General features: G+C 67.8%; 15 protein-coding genes. 13 read left to right on the plus strand and 2 right to left on the minus strand.

What is annotated here, in order from left to right; translation table 11 throughout:
* Window positions 1-31: 31 nt before the first annotated feature.
* From QF050_RS12820 to QF050_RS12845, 6 genes are all read left to right on the plus strand, one after another.
* Window positions 32-1114, plus strand: coding sequence for an FAD-dependent oxidoreductase (locus tag QF050_RS12820; protein WP_308930751.1), 1083 nt, complete (start codon window positions 32-34; stop codon window positions 1112-1114).
* Between the two features lie 51 nt (window positions 1115-1165).
* The gene (locus QF050_RS12825) at window positions 1166-2326 is read left to right on the plus strand and encodes a methyltransferase (protein WP_308930752.1); all 1161 of its coding nucleotides are present in this window, start codon (window positions 1166-1168) and stop codon (window positions 2324-2326) included.
* Window positions 2327-2492: 166 nt separating this feature from the next.
* On the plus strand, window positions 2493-3692 hold the full coding sequence (locus QF050_RS12830) for an ROK family transcriptional regulator (protein WP_308930753.1): 1200 nt from the start codon (window positions 2493-2495) through the stop codon (window positions 3690-3692).
* A gap of 7 nt (window positions 3693-3699) precedes the next feature.
* Window positions 3700-5049, plus strand: a complete 1350-nt coding sequence (locus tag QF050_RS12835) for an extracellular solute-binding protein (protein ID WP_308930754.1) — start codon at window positions 3700-3702, stop codon at window positions 5047-5049.
* 2 nt (window positions 5050-5051) lie between these two features.
* Window positions 5052-5933, plus strand: a complete 882-nt coding sequence (locus tag QF050_RS12840; protein ID WP_308930755.1) for a sugar ABC transporter permease — start codon at window positions 5052-5054, stop codon at window positions 5931-5933.
* A 56-nt stretch (window positions 5934-5989) separates the two neighbouring features.
* A complete protein-coding gene (locus QF050_RS12845) occupies window positions 5990-6787 on the plus strand; it encodes a carbohydrate ABC transporter permease (protein WP_308930756.1) in 798 nt (265 codons plus the stop codon).
* Here the strand turns inward: QF050_RS12845 and QF050_RS12850 are convergent.
* Window positions 6784-6981, minus strand: coding sequence for a hypothetical protein (locus tag QF050_RS12850; RefSeq protein WP_308930757.1), 198 nt, complete (start codon window positions 6979-6981; stop codon window positions 6784-6786). The two genes, QF050_RS12845 and QF050_RS12850, sit on opposite strands and share 4 nt — an antisense overlap.
* 140 nt (window positions 6982-7121) lie before the next feature.
* Here QF050_RS12850 and QF050_RS12855 point away from each other — a divergent pair, with 140 nt between their 5' ends.
* The 7 genes from QF050_RS12855 to metE all read left to right on the plus strand — a co-directional run bounded on the left by QF050_RS12855 (window position 7122) and on the right by metE (window position 15906).
* Window positions 7122-8129, plus strand: coding sequence for a MoxR family ATPase (locus QF050_RS12855; protein WP_308930758.1), 1008 nt, complete (start codon window positions 7122-7124; stop codon window positions 8127-8129).
* Window positions 8130-8135: 6 nt separating this feature from the next.
* The gene (locus QF050_RS12860; protein WP_308930759.1) at window positions 8136-9056 is read left to right on the plus strand and encodes a DUF58 domain-containing protein; all 921 of its coding nucleotides are present in this window, start codon (window positions 8136-8138) and stop codon (window positions 9054-9056) included.
* The gene (locus QF050_RS12865; RefSeq protein WP_308930760.1) at window positions 9046-9516 is read left to right on the plus strand and encodes a hypothetical protein; all 471 of its coding nucleotides are present in this window, start codon (window positions 9046-9048) and stop codon (window positions 9514-9516) included. The genes QF050_RS12860 and QF050_RS12865 overlap by 11 nt, the downstream gene beginning before the upstream one ends.
* A complete protein-coding gene (locus tag QF050_RS12870) occupies window positions 9507-11486 on the plus strand; it encodes a VWA domain-containing protein (RefSeq protein WP_308930761.1) in 1980 nt (659 codons plus the stop codon). Before QF050_RS12865 ends, QF050_RS12870 begins: the two co-directional genes overlap by 10 nt.
* The gene (locus QF050_RS12875) at window positions 11486-12202 is read left to right on the plus strand and encodes a hypothetical protein (protein ID WP_308930762.1); all 717 of its coding nucleotides are present in this window, start codon (window positions 11486-11488) and stop codon (window positions 12200-12202) included. Before QF050_RS12870 ends, QF050_RS12875 begins: the two co-directional genes overlap by 1 nt.
* A 331-nt stretch (window positions 12203-12533) precedes the next feature.
* Window positions 12534-13499, plus strand: a complete 966-nt coding sequence (locus tag QF050_RS12880) for a methylenetetrahydrofolate reductase (protein WP_308930763.1) — start codon at window positions 12534-12536, stop codon at window positions 13497-13499.
* Between the two features lie 64 nt (window positions 13500-13563).
* Window positions 13564-15906, plus strand: coding sequence for a 5-methyltetrahydropteroyltriglutamate--homocysteine S-methyltransferase (gene metE, locus QF050_RS12885; protein WP_308930764.1), 2343 nt, complete (start codon window positions 13564-13566; stop codon window positions 15904-15906).
* Between the two features lie 110 nt (window positions 15907-16016).
* On the opposite strand, the gene QF050_RS12890 is transcribed toward metE, so the two are convergent.
* Window positions 16017-16523, minus strand: a complete 507-nt coding sequence (locus tag QF050_RS12890; RefSeq protein ID WP_308930765.1) for a DUF2004 domain-containing protein — start codon at window positions 16521-16523, stop codon at window positions 16017-16019.
* Between the last annotated feature and the right edge of the window lie 45 nt (window positions 16524-16568).

Below are 16568 nucleotides of genomic sequence, written 5' to 3' on the forward strand. Positions count from 1 at the left end.
CTACGCTGCCCTCCGCGACTATCATGGGGGAGTGATTCCTGACCCAACCGATGTGGTGGTCATCGGTGCGGGCCAGGCGGGCCTGTCCGCCGCCTACCACCTGCAGCGCCGGGGATTCGACTATGCCGTGCTTGACGCCGAGGAAGGTCCGGGCGGCGCCTGGCGGCACCGGTGGAAGAGCCTGCGGATGGCAACGGTCAACGGAATCAGCGACCTGCCCGGAATCCCCAAACCGGAGGTGGATCCCGCCGAGCCCAGTTCCGAGTTCCTGTCCCGCTACTTTGGCCGCTACGAGGCGGCACTGGGCCTTTCAGTGCACCGGCCCGTCAAAGTGCGGGCAGTCAGGCGGGAAGACGACGACCCGGCCGGCCGGCTGAGGGTGGAGACGTCCGACGGCGGCTGGAGCGCCAGGGCGGTCATCAACGCCACCGGTACGTGGACGCGCCCGTTCTGGCCGATCTACCCGGGCCGGTCCTCGTTCCGCGGCCGGCAACTGCACGTTGCGGACTACGTCGCCGCCGAAGAATTCACGGGCAAGCACGTGATCGTGGTGGGCGGCGGCATCTCCGCCGTGGGCCTGCTGGACGAGATTTCCCGTGTCACGTCCACCAGCTGGTTCACCCGCCGGGAACCGGTCTGGCGGGATGCTCCGTTCGACGCCCGGGCCGGGCACGACGCCGTGGCGCTGGTGGAGGACCGTGTGCGTCAAGGCCTCCCACCGCAAAGCGTCGTCTCGGTGACCGGACTCATCTGGACTCCAGCCCTCCGCGCCGCCAGGGAGCGTGGTGTCCTTGACCGGCAGCCCATGTTCACGTCCATCGAACCGGACGGTGTCCGCCGTGCCGATGGCAGCTTCCTGAAGGCGGACGTCATCCTCTGGGCCACCGGCTTCAGGGCCGAACTGGAACACCTCGCACCGCTTCACCTCCGCGGAGCAGGCGGCGGGATCGCGATGGAGGGAACCCAGGTGGCAGCTGAGCCGCGCGTCCATCTGGTCGGCTACGGGCCGTCGTCGTCCACCATCGGCGCCAACCGGGCCGGACGCGCGGCAGTGGCCGCCATCGCAGCCCTGCCCGGAATGGTTGCGGCGGCGGAAACGGTAACGTGGGGGTGACCCCCGGGGCACCCGGGGACGGAACGAACGACAGAAGGCGGCAGGACACCGGTGGCAGCAAACACCCTGGCGGACGTTTTCGATGTCCTGCGGCGGCGGCCCGACGTGGAAGCGCCCAACCTGCATGCCTGGGACGCCACGGACCGGCTGCTGCTGGAGACCGCAGCCCAGCTTGGCCGGTCCGGCAGCACTGTTGCCGTGATTGGTGACCGATACGGCGCCCTGACGCTGGGCGCATCCGCCATACTCGCTCCGGCCTCCCTGCGCGTGCACCAGGATCTGGTGACGGGGGAGCGGGCGCTGCGGCTGAACGCCACCGAATGCGACACCCACATGCCGGGCCTTGTTGCCGCAGCTGGTGACGGGACGGGATACGTCCAGCTGCCCCTCGGGCCTGAACTCCTGGCCGGCGCGGACACCGTCCTGCTGCAACTGCCCAAAACCTTGGCGGAGCTGGAGGAGATTGCGGCCGCGGTCGCCCGGCATGCGTCCCCTGGCGTCCTGCTGCTGGCCGGCGGCCGCGTGAAACACATGTCCCTGGGCATGAACGCGGTCCTGGAACGGTTTTTCACCACCGTCCAACCGCAGCTGGCACGGCAGAAATCACGGCTGGTCCTGGCCGCCGGACCAAAACCTTCCGGGCCGCTGCGCTTTCCGGTGGTGGAGTACCTCGCCGAGCTGGACCTGCAAGTGGCCGCCCACGGCGCTGTCTTCGCCGGTGCCAAGCTGGACATTGGCACCCGTTTCCTGCTCTCGTTCCTGCCCGCCATGAAACCGGCGCGGCACGCCGTCGACCTTGGCTGCGGCACCGGAATCCTTGCCGCGATGTACGCCCGCCAGTTCCCCGGCGCGGCCGTGACGGCCACGGACCAGTCGGCGGCCGCGGTGCAGTCCGCCCTGGCCACCGCACGGGCGAACGGCCTGGCGGACCGTATCGCCGTCCTGCAGGACGATGCGCTCGGCACCTTCCCCGATGGCGCTGCCGATGCCATCCTGCTGAATCCGCCCTTTCATGTCGGCGCCGGCGTCCACGCGGGCGCCGGGCTGAAGATGATCGAGGCTGCTGGGCGCGTCCTGGCCCCCGGCGGAGAGTTGTGGACGGTCTTCAACCGGCACCTCGCCTACCTGCCGGCCCTGGAAAGGCACGTGGGGCCCACCGTGGTGCAGGGCATGAACCCCAAGTTCACCGTCACCCGAAGCACCCGCCGTTGACGTGGATCGTCGCCCGCGCCGCGCCGCCGCCGGGCCATGTGGGCGCGCGCCCGCCCTTAACGTACGATTCAAAGCATCACCATATGCAGGTAGCCGAAGACGTTTAGGGGACACCGTGTCTGAGATCCGCCAATCTTCTCCGAGGCGCGGAACCAACTTGCCCAGGATGGGTGATTTCAACCTCACCGTCATCCTCGATGCGATCCGCAGGACCACCGGGGGCTTGAGCCGGGTTGAACTCGCGCAGATCGTGGGCCTGTCCCCGCAGACCATCTCCAATATCTCCCGGCGCCTGCTGGACCAGAACCTCATCGTGGAGGCCGGCAAAGAGGGCAGCGGACCCGGGAAGCCGCGCACCATCCTGCGCCTGAACCCGGCCGGCATGTACGCACTCGGAGTCCACCTGGACCCGGCCGTGACCACGTTCGTGGTGCTGGACCTCGTGGGCGCGGTGGTGCAGCATTCACGGATCAAGACCCCCGGCGGGAACGATCCCTCCGCCGTCATCACCACCATCGCCGCGGAATTGGCGCAGCTCGTGACCGACTCCGGCGTGGACCGCAGCCGCATCGCGGGCCTGGGCGTGGCCGCACCGGGTCCCATCGACCTGGACAACGGCACCGTGGTGGACCCGCCGCTGCTGCCGGGCTGGGACCGGGTGGAACTGCGTGAGGCGCTGGCCAGGGCAACCGGCTACTCGGTGCTGGTGGACAAGGATGTCACCAGCGCCGCCGTGGCGGAAACCTGGGCGGGCGGCCCCAGCGGCGCCGGGAGCTTCGTCTTCATGTACATGGGAACCGGCATCGGCTGCGGCATCGTCCTCAATGACGAGGTAATTCGCGGAACGTCAGGCAACGCCGGCGAGATCGGCCACATCGTGGTGGATCCGGACGGCCCTCCCTGCGACTGCGGTCAGCGTGGCTGCGTGAAATCCTCATGCATCCCGCAGGTGCTGGTGGCGGAAGCGGAGGCGGCAGGCATCCTGGAGGGGTCCCACGCCAGCAGTGCCGCCGAAATCCAGCAGAGCTTCGCCGACCTGTGCGCACGGGCCTACGCCGGAGATGAACGGGCAGCCGCCATCCTCGACAAGTCCGCCGTCCTGGTGGCGCGCGCAGTTTCGGTGGTCACCAACACCCTGGATGTTGAACGGGTTGTCTTCGGCGGCCCCTTCTGGACATGCTTGTCGCAACGCTACCTGGAACTGATCCCGTCCCTCCTGGACATCAACAGCGCTGCCCGCCTCATCCATCCGATCGAGGTTGTGGGCACCGGCGTAGGGGAGGACGTGGGAGCCATCGGCGCGGCATCGCTGGTCCTGGAGCATACCCTCGCGCCCCGCGCCCAGCGGCTGCTGCTGGAAAGCTGACCGGGCCATGCTTCGCCGGGTATCCACGACCGTGTCCCTGTTGGCCGCCGCAGTACTTGCCCTGGCAGGCTGTACTCCCGCCGAACCTGCAGGCGCCAAGACCATCAAGGTGGCTTATCAGAAGACAGACTCGTTCACGGCCCTGGACACCGTTTTCCAGGACGCCAAAAAGGAGTTCGAAGCCGCGAACCAGGGCGTCACCGTTGAACTCCAGCCCATCCAGGCCAACGATGACGACTACGGCACCAAACTGGCCTTGGCGCTCAGGTCCCCGTCCACTGCCCCGGACGTCTTCTACGAAGATACGTTCAAAGTCCGCTCGGACGTGGACGCCGGGTACCTCCTGAACCTGGACAGCCGGCTCAAGGCATGGGAAGACTGGGGCAAGTTCGACGCCGGCGCCAAAGAAGCGGGGAAAGCGGACGACGGCGGCACTTACGCGGTGCCGCTGGGCACCGACACACGGACCATTTGGTACAACAAAAAGGTCTTCGAGGCCGCGGGCATCGGACTGCCTTGGCGCCCGGCCAGCTGGCAGGACATCCTGGACACCGCCAGGAAGATCAAAGCCTCCAACCCCGCCGTGATCCCGTTCAACATGTACGCCGGCAAGGGCACCGGCGAGGGAACGGTGATGCAGGGGTTCTACGAACTGCTGTACGGCACCGGCGCCGGCCTCTATGACCAGGATTCGAAGAAGTGGGTCGTCGGGTCCGCAGGCTTCAAGGATTCGCTCACCTTCCTCCAAACGCTCTACCGTGAAAACCTCGCCGTCGCGCCCGCCGATGCGCTGGACCCGAACGTCTGGAAGAAGGTGTTCGGTGACTGGTTCCCGCAGGCAAAACTGGGCGCCACCGTGGAAGGCTCCTACGCGCCGTCGTTCTGGCAAAAAGGCGGAAACTACGAATGGCCGGCGTACGCGCAGGACATGGGTGTGTCACCGTTCCCCACGCAGAACGGCGGGGCACCGGGGGCCGTGAGCATGTCCGGCGGCTGGACCCTGGCCGTGGGCTCGGAAACCAAGCAGCCGGACCTGGCCTTCAAGTTCCTGACCACGGCGCTGAACGAAAAGAACTCCCTGTCCTTCACCGTCGCCAGCTCCCAGATCGCCGTCCGCACCGACGTCGCCGCTGATCCCGGCTACCAGTCCGCCAACCCCTTCGTGAAAGACGTGTCCAGCCTGGTGGCGGTGACCCGGTACCGCCCCGCGACATCGGACTACCCCCGGATATCCGCTGCCATCCAGGAAGCCACCGAGGCCGTCATCACCGGCACGAAAACCCCGGAGCAGGCGGCCGGCGACTACGACACAGCAGTGGCCGGGATCGTGGGCGGCGACAAGACCATCCGGAAGTAGCGGTGGCGCGCCACCACCACAGGCGGCAGTTGGCCCGCTACCTGCCGGTCCTGCTGGCCGTCCTGCTTCTGGCCGTCTTCCTTGCCGGCCCGGTGCTGTGGGCCTTCCAGGCCTCGCTGACCAACGCGGGCCTCACCGGCAGGCACGCCAGGAACCCGGAATGGGTGGGACTGGAAAACTACCAGCGGCTGCTGCAGGACCCGGTGTTCCCGCTCTCGCTGGCCCTGACGGTGCTCTTCGTGGCCGGTTCCGCCGTCCTGGGCCAGAACATCCTGGGCCTGGCCCTGGCGGTCCTCATGCGCCGTGCGCGCCCGGCCGTCTCGGCGACGGTGGGCACCGCCGTCGTGGCAGCCTGGGTCCTGCCCGAAATTGTGGCCGCATTCGCCGCCTACGCCTTCTTCAGCCGCGACGGAACCCTCAACCAGTTGTTCGGCGGGCTGGGGTTCGCGGAGATCGACTGGCTCTACGCTGTGCCCATGGTGGCTGTGATCCTGGCGAACATGTGGCGCGGCACCGCCTTTTCCATGCTGGTGTACCGTGCGGCGCTGGGCGGCGTCCCGGCCGAACTCACCGAGGCCGCGCACATGGACGGTGCCGGCGCCTGGCAACGCCTGGTGTTCATCACCCTGCCGGTGATCAGGGGCAGCATCGCCACCAACCTGATGCTGGTCACGCTGCAGACCCTGGCCGTCTTCACCCTGATCTGGGTCATGACCGCAGGCGGGCCGGCCAACGGCAGCTCCACTTTGCCGGTCATGGCCTACCAGGAGGCCTTCAAATTCGGCGACATCGGCTATGGCACCGCCGTCGCGTCGGTGCTGATCCTGATCGGCGCAGTGTTCGGGGCAGCCTATCTCCGCCTGCTCCGGGAGCAGAAGCCGTGACGGCCGAACGGACGGCCCTCCGGCCAGGGCAGCGGCGCCATCCACGGGGGAGTGTGATGGCGGACGCAGCCCTCCTGTTGATGGGCGCCTGCTTCCTGCTGCCGCTGCTGTGGCTGGTCCTCGGTTCCCTGGACCCGGCCGCCGGGCACGGCATCAAACTTCCGCAACAGCCTGCCCTGGACAACTTCGCCGCTGTCCTGACCCCGGAGTTGCTGTTCCGGCCGCTGTGGAACAGCTTGTTGCTGTCCGTGGGGACCGGGGGCGTGACGCTTGCCGCGGCCGTATTGGCGGCCTACCCGCTCTCCCGTTACCGGTCGCGCTTCAACACTCCGTTCATGTACGGCATTCTGTTCGGTACCTGCCTGCCGGTCACGGCCATCATGGTTCCAGTCTATGGATTGTTCGTGCAGCTTCAGCTGCTGGATTCCCTGCCCGCCACGGTCCTGTTCCTGTCCGCCACCAGCCTGCCCATGGCCATCTGGATGACCAGGAACTTCATGGATGCGGTGCCGCTGGCGCTGGAGGAGGCCGCCTGGGTGGACGGAGCATCCCGGATGGCTGGCTTGCGTTCAATCGTGCTGCCGCTCATGGGCCCGGGCCTGGGCGTAGTGTTCATCTTCGTGTTCATCCAGGCCTGGGGGAACTTCTTCGTCCCGTTCGTGCTCCTGCTCTCCGAGGCCAACCAGCCCGCGGCAGTATCGATCTTCAGCTTCTTCGGCCAGCACGGGGCAGTGGCTTACGGCCAGTTGGCTGCGTTTTCCATCCTCTATTCCGTTCCGGTCCTGGCCCTCTACGTCATCGTGGCGCGCGGCGGTGGCAGCTCGTTGGCCCTTTCCGGAGCTGTCAGGGGCTAATCGATATCCTCCAGCACCACACCGAAGGGGAGGGTGTCGTCCAGGTGGGCCTGGTGGCCGGAGTGATTGTTCACCACGCGGACGCCGTGCCGTTTGTCCGCCGCAGACTGCATCAGGACAGGCCTGACCGTGTCGACGAACATCTGGTTCTTGCCGGCGAGGTACTCCTTGTAACTGTCTGGAAGCTCGATCATGGCAAAAGGATAGACCCGCAAGCCCGGCATGGGGAGGGGTGCCCATTGCCGGACCCGGCGCCACCGTCTTGGATAGGATGGCGGACGGGACATGGCCGGCCCGGCCCGCGAGTCCATCACCGTCATCAGGGGGAATACCAGTGCTTTCGACCAGCGTGCCCGAAAGAATCCAACCGGCGGAGCTGGCCAGGGCGCAGCAGGTGGTCGCGAACATTTCACGCAGCTTTGACGCGAAGGTGGTGGGGCAGTCACGGCTGCGCGAATCGCTCCTGGTGGGCCTGCTGACCGGCGGCCACATCCTGCTGGAGAGCGTGCCGGGACTGGCAAAGACCACCGCGGCACAAACGGTGGCCGAGGCCGTCAGCGCCGAGTTCCGCCGGATCCAGTGCACCCCGGACCTGCTGCCCAGCGACATTGTGGGAACCCAGATCTACGACGCAGCCAAGGGAACATTCGTCACGCAACTGGGGCCGGTGCACGCCAACATCGTGCTGCTGGACGAAATCAACCGCTCGAGCGCCAAGACCCAGAGCGCCATGCTGGAGGCCATGCAGGAACGCCAGACGTCCATCGGCGGCCAGGACTACAGGCTGCCCTCACCGTTCCTGGTCCTGGCCACCCAGAACCCGATCGAGCAGGAGGGAACCTACCAGCTCCCCGAAGCCCAAATGGACCGCTTCATGCTCAAGGATGTACTGGACTACCCCTCGCCCGCGGAGGAAGCCGAGATTATCCGCAGGATCGACGCCGGCATCTTCACCCCGGACCAGAAGCCCGCGGCCGCCGCCTCCCTGGACACCGTCACCGAAATCCAGGCCCTTGTCAGGCGCATCTACATTGATCCGGCGGTCATCAACTACATCGTGGGACTGGTGTACGTAACCCGCAACGCTGCCCAATACATCGATGCCCGGCTTGCCGGATTCATCGAGTTCGGCGCCAGCCCCCGTGCCAGCATCGCCTTCAGCCAGGCGGCCCGCGCAGTGGCCCTGCTGAACGGCCGCGACCACGTCATCCCCGAGGACGTCAGGTCGCTGGCCCACCGGGTGCTGCGCCACAGGCTGATCCTGAACTTCGATGCAGTGGCTGAGCAGGTGCCGGTCGAATCGGTGATCGACGCCGTCGTCGCAGCCGTCCAAACCCCCTGACCCCGCGTGGCAAGCCTCCTCCAGCGCGTGAAGTCGAAGATGGCCATCTACGCGCACCGCAAAGCCCGTGGAATGCTCGACGGCGAATACGGTTCCGTTTTCCGGGGCCGTAGCCTCGACTTCGATGACCTGCGCGCCTACGTTCCCGGTGACGAGGTCCGCGACATCGACTGGAAGGCTTCGGCGCGCCACGGCTCGCCCCTGATCCGGCGCTACGTGGCCGTCCGCCGGCAGACAGTCCTCCTGGTCACCGACACGGGGCGCAACATGGCCGCAGTGGCGAAGTCCGGGGAGGCAAAGAAGGACATTGCCGTCCTCACGCTGGGAGTACTCGGCTACCTCGCCCACCGCCACGGGGACGTGGTGGGCCTGGTCTGCGGTGACTCTTCCATTACCCGGTCGCTGCCCGCAAAGGGCGGCGAGCAACACCTGGAGCGGCTGCTGAGGCACGTCGATGCCCACACCACGCTGGACGGGGCCCCCAGCAGGATCCAGGACCAGCTGCAGCACGTGGCCCGCAACGTCAAGGGCCGCCATTTGCTGTTCGTCGTCGCGGATGAACTGCCGGCGGATGCCGCCACCGGCCAACTGCTCCGCAGGCTGCGCGCACAGCACGAAATCCTCTGGCTGACGGTCCGGGACGCGGACCTTGCGCCGTCCGGCATGGAACCCGCGGATTCACACGGCACGGCGGATGCTGCCGGGACCGGGGATTCCTACAGCGTGGCCGATTCCGCGCTCCTGGCCTGGCAGCCTGCGGCGTCCGCGGCCGTGGCAGCCGCCTATGCCACGGCCGTTGCCCAACGCGATGCGGACCGCAAGGCCATGCTGCGTGCTGCCGGGATCACGGAGGGGGAAGTGGCGGCCAGCGACGACGTCATTACCGGCCTGTTCGCCCTGCTGGAAAGGCACCGCCGTGCAGGCTGACCCGGGATTCTACGGACCGTTGCCCTACAACCCCGCCTGGATGTGGTGCGGAGTGGCCGTCCTGGCCCTGGTGGCCGGGTGGTATGCCTATGTGTTGTTGAGTACCCGCACTGCTCCCGCATCCAGTCCCGCGCCGGTGCGCCCCGCCCTGACCGACCTCCCGGCGCTCAAGGCGGCTTACCTGCAGCGCATCCACGACGTGGAACGGGAAGCCGCGGCCGGGAACCTCGAGCTACGGGCCGCGCACCAGCAGATCAGCATGCTCCTGCGCGGGTTCGTCCGGGATGCCACCGGGGTGGACGCCACCAGGATGACGCACCAGGACCTGCTGCGGCACCCGCTTCCGGCGGCCGCAGACGCCGTCGAGGCCCTTTACCCGGCCGAATTCGCTCCCGGTCCGCTGCCCTCCGTGGGCGCCTCAGCGGCACGGGCTTCGGCGGCGGTGAGCGCATGGAACTGATGTTGTGGTGGGTGCTCCTGCCGGCGTCCGCTGCCGTGGCTTGGGCCGTGTGGGCCGGGCTGCGGCGGAACGGGCAGCCCAACGTACGACGCCGGCCGGTGGCCCACGCAGACCGGCTCACCGCCCTGCCGGAATACCAGGCAGCCCTCCGGCGGCACCGGAGGCGGCTGCTCCTGGCGGGGACGGCATGTGCCGTGCTGCTGGCCTCCACTGCCGTTGCCGCCGCCCGCCCCGTGGACGTGGCAACCACCAGGCCGGAGCAGCACAACCGCGACATCATGCTGTGCCTGGACGCGTCCGGCTCCATGAGCAGCGCCGACGCCGCGGTGGTGGACGTCTTTTCCGGCCTGGCCAGGAAGTTCAACGGCGAGCGGATCGGCCTGACCATCTTCGACAGCAGCGCCATCCAGGTCTTCCCGCTGACGGACGACTACGCCTACGCCCAGGAACAGCTCCAGCTCGCCAAGGACGCTTTCGACGGCAAGCCCGGCAGCTCCGGATTCCTTGACGGCACCTGGAGCGGCCGTGGTTCCTCGCTGATCGGTGACGGCCTGGCGTCCTGCCTGAACAGCTTCCAGGGCTCCGCGGGCACGGGAAGCACCGTGCCGCAGCGCTCGCGGTCAGTGGTGCTGGCCACGGACAACTTCCTCTCGGGCGCACCGATCATGACCCTGGACCAGGCGGCGCAACTGGCCAAGGACCGGTCGGTGCATCTCTACGCGCTGAACCCGGGGGACGTGGACTATGGCACCGGGCCGGACCAGCCGGGAGCCCAGCTGCGGGCTGCGGCGGAGTCCACCGGCGGCTCGTACTACGCGTTGGACAACCCGGACGCGGTGTCCGGGATCGTCGCCGCCGTCGAAAGGACCGAAACCGCTGCCATCCAGGGTGCGCCACGGGCGGTGCTGACGGAGGTACCCGGCGTGCCGTTGGCCGCGGCGCTGCTGTCAGCGCTCGTGCTCTGCGCCGCGTTGTGGCATGTGCAGCCACCGCGCAGGCGCGGCCGGCAAGGCACATCAGCGCGCCCCGGACAGCCAGCGCGCCGTGCGTGGCTCAGGCGGACGGCCATCGTCCTGCTCATTGGGGCAGCTGTCCTGCGCCCCGGCTTGCCCGGCGGAACGGTGCAGGCCGCCTCGGCGGACCTCAACGTGTTCTTCGTGGTGGACACCACCACCAGCATGGTGGCCGAGGACTACGGCGGCGCAGCCCCCCGCCTGGAGGGCGTCCGCAAGGACATCAAAGCCATCGCCGAAAAGCTGCCGGGCGCGCGTTTTTCCGTGATCACGTTCGACACCACCGCCCACGTCCGCATGCCGCTGAGCACCGATACCCTGGCGCTTGAGACCGTCACCGACGTCCTGGAACCCCAAGTGACCGCCTACGCCAAGGGCAGCAGCATCACAGCGGCCAGGAAGGTCCTCGCCGAGCGGCTGGCCGCCGCCCGGGACAGCCACCCCGGCCGGCCCCGGCTGGTGTACTACCTGGGAGACGGCGAACAGACCAGCGGCAAGGAACCCGCGGCAATGGCGTTCGACGCCGGGCTGGTGGCCGGGGGAGCGGTCCTCGGCTACGGCACTCCGGAAGGCGGCCGGATGAAGCAAAACACCGGCCTGGACTCCGGCGACGGCACCGGCGGTGGCGCGGGCGCCGGCCGGAGCGACGGGTATGTGCGGGACAGTGGCGGGCAGGACGCACTCTCCGTCATCGACGAGGGACGGCTCCGGACCATCGCGGCGCAGCTGGGCGTACCGTACGTGCACCGCGACGCGGGCGCCTCCGTGGCGGACATGATGCAGCAGGCTCACCCAGGCAGGGCGGCCCACTCGGACAGCGATGGTTCCGTCACGGCCCCGACCGAGCTCTATTGGCTCTTCGCCGCCGGCGCCTTCCTGCTCGCCCTGCCGGAAGCGGTAGCCGTCCTTCGCCGGCTCCGCGGACTCCCGCGTGCGGTCCGGACGGAGGACGCCTGATGAAGCCTCCAGCCCGCCGCCGGCACCTGCTGCTCTGGTCGCTGCTGCCCGTGCTTGTGGCGCTGTGCGTCGCGGCAAAGCTCCTCAGCCTCGGCGTCCTCGCCGATGACGCCGCCGCGCGGTACACGGCCGGGGATGCCTCCGGCGTGGACGCTGCTGCCCGCGGCCTCGGCGTGGCCAACGTGGTGGAACCGCACAAGGCGCCGTTCGCCGCGGGCGGCGCTGCGGTCCTGCGCGGAGATTTCGGTGCCGCGCGGACGGAATTCGAACTGGCGCTCAGTACAGTCCCGGCCGGTTCCGGGGACGAATGCTTGATCCGGGTCAACCTGGCCCTGGTGATCGAACGCCTTGGTGACGAACGCGTGCACGCCGGGGACCCGGCGTCGGCCGCTGTCCTCTACCAGGACGCGCTGGCCGCGGCACGGCAGGCACCGCAGGGTTGCCTGTCCCCGAACGCGGCTGCGGGGGCCGGCGGCCGGTTGGCAGAGGCCGCTGAACGGCTGGAGGGAAAGCTCAAACCGGCCGCGCAGGTGGCGGGCCCAACACCGGCACCATCGAAGGAGGCCGCCCCTGGCCCCTCAGCTGATGCCCGGCAAAGCCAGCTGGACCAACTCCAGGACAGTGCGCGGCAGGCCGAGCGGGAACGGAACAGCGGCCGCGAACGGGAGCAGTACCTGGACGACACCAGTGGAACCGCTCCGGAACGGCCCTGGTAGGTGCCGTTCCACCGGCGAAGGAAATTCTGCCGTGGCCGCGAAACACGCCGTAAAACTGCGTCTTATTCGGTTGCCGACTTGAATGCACCCTCCGGCCCTCATAGAGTCGTAGACAAGTTACCGCGGTAACGTGTCAGCGATCCTCCGTTCCGGAGGGTGTGGGTGCCCCCATGTGGGCCTGACATTTGCTCACGGACTACTTCATTCCAGGCGTAACAGTCGCGGCTGCGTCCTCGGTGGAGTCCCTCCGTGTTCCCCAAACTCAATTCATTGACGGTTTCCTGCATCTTCACCGGCAGGCAACCCCAATGGCCCAAAGCCAAGGACGCAAATGTCACCACCAAGCCTCATTGAAGCACACCCAAACCTCTCCGATACCGCCCCGGTAGCGCTCTCCTACGAGCTGTTCCCGCCGCGCTCACCGGCTGCTGCCGAGACGCTCTGGACCACCATCCGTGAACTCGAGACCACAGCGCCGGACTACGTTTCCGTGACGTACGGCGCCAGCGGATCCAACCGGGACACCGCCGTCGAACTCATCAACCGGCTCCTGCTCGAGACCACCCTCCGGCCGCTGGCGCACTTGACGTGCGTTGGAAACACGCCGCAGGAACTGGCCGGAATCATCGGCGAACTGCTGGACATCGGGGTGCGGGGCATCCTTGCCCTGCGCGGCGACCTGCCCAAGGACGGCGGCCTGCCGTCAGACGGTGCACTGCGGTACGCCCAGGACCTGATCGAGCTGATCAGGCGGGTGGAGCAGCGCCGTTCAGCCCTGCTCTGCGCCGGAAAGATCGCAGTTGGCGTGGCGGCGTACCCCTCCCGTCATCCGGAGTCCCCCAGCGAGGAACACGACGTCGAGGTGCTGCTGGCCAAGCAGCGGTCCGGCGCAGACTTCGCCATCACCCAGGTGTTCTTCGAGACCGAGGAGTATGCGAACCTCCTCACCAGGGCACGCCGCGCCGGAGTCACCATCCCGATCATTCCCGGCGTCATGCCGCTCACCAGCCTCCGCCGGCTCACCCGGCTCGGCGAACTGGCCGGCGTCGAACCGGCACCTGCACTGATGGAACGCCTTGCCGCCGCCGACAGCGATCTGGAACGCCTCCACATCGGCGTCGACGCCACCGTGGACCTGGCCAACGCCGCCCTGGATGCCGGTGCTCCCGGCATCCACCTCTACACGTTCAACGAGCACCAAAGCGCCCTGGAAGTGCTGGACAAGCTGGCACTGCCGCGCCATAACCGCCTGGGCGCCCGCCGGGACACAGCCGCCAGGCCCCAGCTCGCCAGCTGAGCACTTTCCCGGCCGAGACCCAACAGACCACCCTCGTACGCTCCAACTTTCCTAGGAGATTTCCATGCCTGAACTGACCGCGCCCAAAAACACCCCGTTCCCGTCCGCATCCCTGCTCGGCTACCCGCGCATCGGCCGCCGCCGCGAACTCAAGAAGGCCGTTGAAGCCTACTGGGCAGGCAAGATCGACGCTGCCGCCCTCGACGCTGCCGCCAAGGACATTCAGCTGGCCGTCGCCCGGCGCCTGCAGGACCTTGGCCTCACCGAAGCCGCGGCCGTGCCGGGTACGTTCTCCTACTACGACCAGGTCCTGGACACCACCGCCCACCTGGGTGCCGTACCGGCCCGCTTCGGCAAGCTCCTGAACGCCGAGGGCAAGCTGGACATCGACGCCTACTTCACCTTGGCCCGCGGCAACACGGAACAGCAGCCGCTTGAAATGACCAAGTGGTTCGACACCAACTACCACTACCTGGTCCCGGAGATCGGGCCGGAGACCGAGTTCACCCTCGCCTCCACCGCCAAGGTTGACGAGTTCGCCTTCGCCTTGGAAAACGGCATCGAGACCCGCCCCTACATCGTGGGCCCGGTGACCTACCTGCTGCTGTCCAAGGCATCCGACGACGCGCCCGCCGGCTTTGCCCCGCTGTCCCGCCTGGCGGACATCCTCCCCGTCTACGTCCAGCTGCTCGAAAAGCTCGCCGCCGCCGGCGCCAGCTGGGTCCAGCTCGACGAGCCCGCCCTGGTGGTTGACCAGGACACCCCGGCCGCAGAGATCGAAGCCGCCGTCGCCCGGGCCTACGCGGTGCTCACCGCTGCGGCCAACCGCCCGCAGATCCTCGTCTCCACCCCGTACGGTTCGCTCGACGGCCAGCTCGGCACCCTGGCTGCCACCAACATCGACGCCCTGCACGTCGACGTCTTCAAGGGCGCCGTTCCGTCCGCCGCGGCTCTGGCCGGACTGGGCAACAAGACCCTTGTTGCCGGCGTCGTTGACGGCCACAACATCTGGCGCAACGACCTCGCCGCCTCGGCAGCGAAGCTGGACGAGCTGAAGGCCGCCGCCGCCAAGGTCGCCGTCTCCACGTCCACCTCCACCCAGCACGTTCCCCACGACGTCGAGGAAGAAACCCGGCTGACGGCGCAGCTCCGCAGCTGGCTGGCGTTCTCCGACCAGAAAGCCGTGGAGGTCAAGATCCTGGCGTCGTACCTGGCCGACCCCGCCGCCGCCAAGGCAGCCATCGATGAGGCCACCGCCGTGATCGCCTCGCGCGCCACCGCCGACGGTGTCCGCCGCCAGGATGTGCGCGCCCGCACCGAAGCGCTGACCGCCGCCGACTTCAGCCGTTCCGAGTACGCGGTCCGCGAAGCAGCCCAGGAAGAGGCGCTGCAGCTGCCGCCGCTGCCCACCACCACCATCGGTTCCTTCCCGCAGACCTCCGAGATCCGTTCCGCCCGTGCCCGCAACACCAAGGGCGAGCTGAGCGATGAGCAGTACGAGCAACTCATGAAGGACGAGATCAAGCGCGTCGTGGACCTGCAGGAAGAGCTGGGCTACGACGTCCTGGTGCACGGCGAGCCCGAGCGCAACGACATGGTCCAGTACTTCGCCGAGAACCTCGAAGGTTTCGACGTCACGGTCCATGGCTGGGTCCAGTCGTACGGCTCCCGCTGCACCCGCCCCTCCATCCTGTGGGGCGATGTCACCCGCAGCGCGGCCATCACGGTCAAGTGGGCAGAATACGCCCAGGCCCTGACCGCCAAGCCCATGAAGGGGATGCTCACCGGCCCCGTCACCATCCTGGCCTGGTCCTTCGTCCGCGACGACCAGCCGCTGGGCGAGACGGCCAACCAGGTCGGTCTGGCGCTGCGCGACGAGATCGCCGACCTCGAAGCCGCCGGCATCAAGGTTATCCAGGTGGACGAGCCCGCACTGCGGGAACTTCTCCCGCTGCGCAAGGCGGACCAGGCCGGCTACCTGAAGTGGTCCGTTGACTCGTTCCGCCTGGCCACCGCCGGGGCCGCGGACTCAACCCAGATCCACACCCACCTCTGCTACTCGGAGTTTGGCGTGATCATCGACGCCATCGACGGCCTGGACGCTGACGTGACCTCCATCGAGGCCGCCCGCTCCCGCATGGAGGTTGTCCACGACCTTGAATCCCACGGCTTTGGCCGCGGCGTTGGCCCGGGTGTCTACGACATCCACTCGCCGCGCGTTCCGGGCGAAGCTGAGGTCACCGAACTGCTGTCCACCGCCGTCAAGCACGTCCCGTCCCGCCAGCTCTGGGTCAACCCGGACTGCGGCCTGAAGACCCGTGGCTACGCCGAGACCGAAGAGTCCCTGCGCAACCTGGTCAAGGCAACCCAGACGGTCCGCGCCGGCCTGCTGGAGGCGGCGAAGTAGAGGGGTTTCGACAGGCTCAACCACCGGTGGTTGAGCCTGTCGATACCGAGTACGACGCCGGCCAGGTCACCTCAGGTGACCTGGCCGGCGTCGTACTTTAAGGGGTCAGTTCACGACTCCCAGACGATCTCGTCGTCAACCACGCCGTCCTGGTCGGCGCAGGCCACCAGGACCTCATCGGTGAAGTGCTCGCCGAGGGTGAAGTCCAGGACAAAGTAGCGTTCGGGCTGGCCGGGGTAGATGCCCACGTGGCCAAGCTTCAGGGCTTTGAGGAAGACCTCGTTGGTGAGCTGGCTGCGTTCCTGGACACCGAACACCTTGTGCAAGTGCTCTTCCTTGAGGGCGTTGCAGTGGAAGTGCAGGTATTCCTGCGGGCTGGTGCCCTCCTGCTCCAGCTCCTCGGCGATCATCTCGCGGACCTCGTCCACCAGTTCGGGCAGGAAACGCAGGCGGTATTCGACTTTGCGGAGCGCGGCTTCATCGAAATGGTCGTGGGCGTTGATGTTCAGGTCGAGTTCCAGCGGGTGGCCGCGCAGTTCATGCTTGGCGGCGAAGAGATGATCCATGCCGTGGTTCAGGTCGATCTCTCCAAAGTGCTGGCTCGCTACCTTGTTCATATTCTCAACATAGACCCGAAGGCCAGCCCATTCCAGCGTTCGGCA

Origin of the sequence: Arthrobacter sp. SLBN-112, from assembly GCF_030944625.1 — a bacterium.
Taxonomy (GTDB): domain Bacteria; phylum Actinomycetota; class Actinomycetes; order Actinomycetales; family Micrococcaceae; genus Arthrobacter.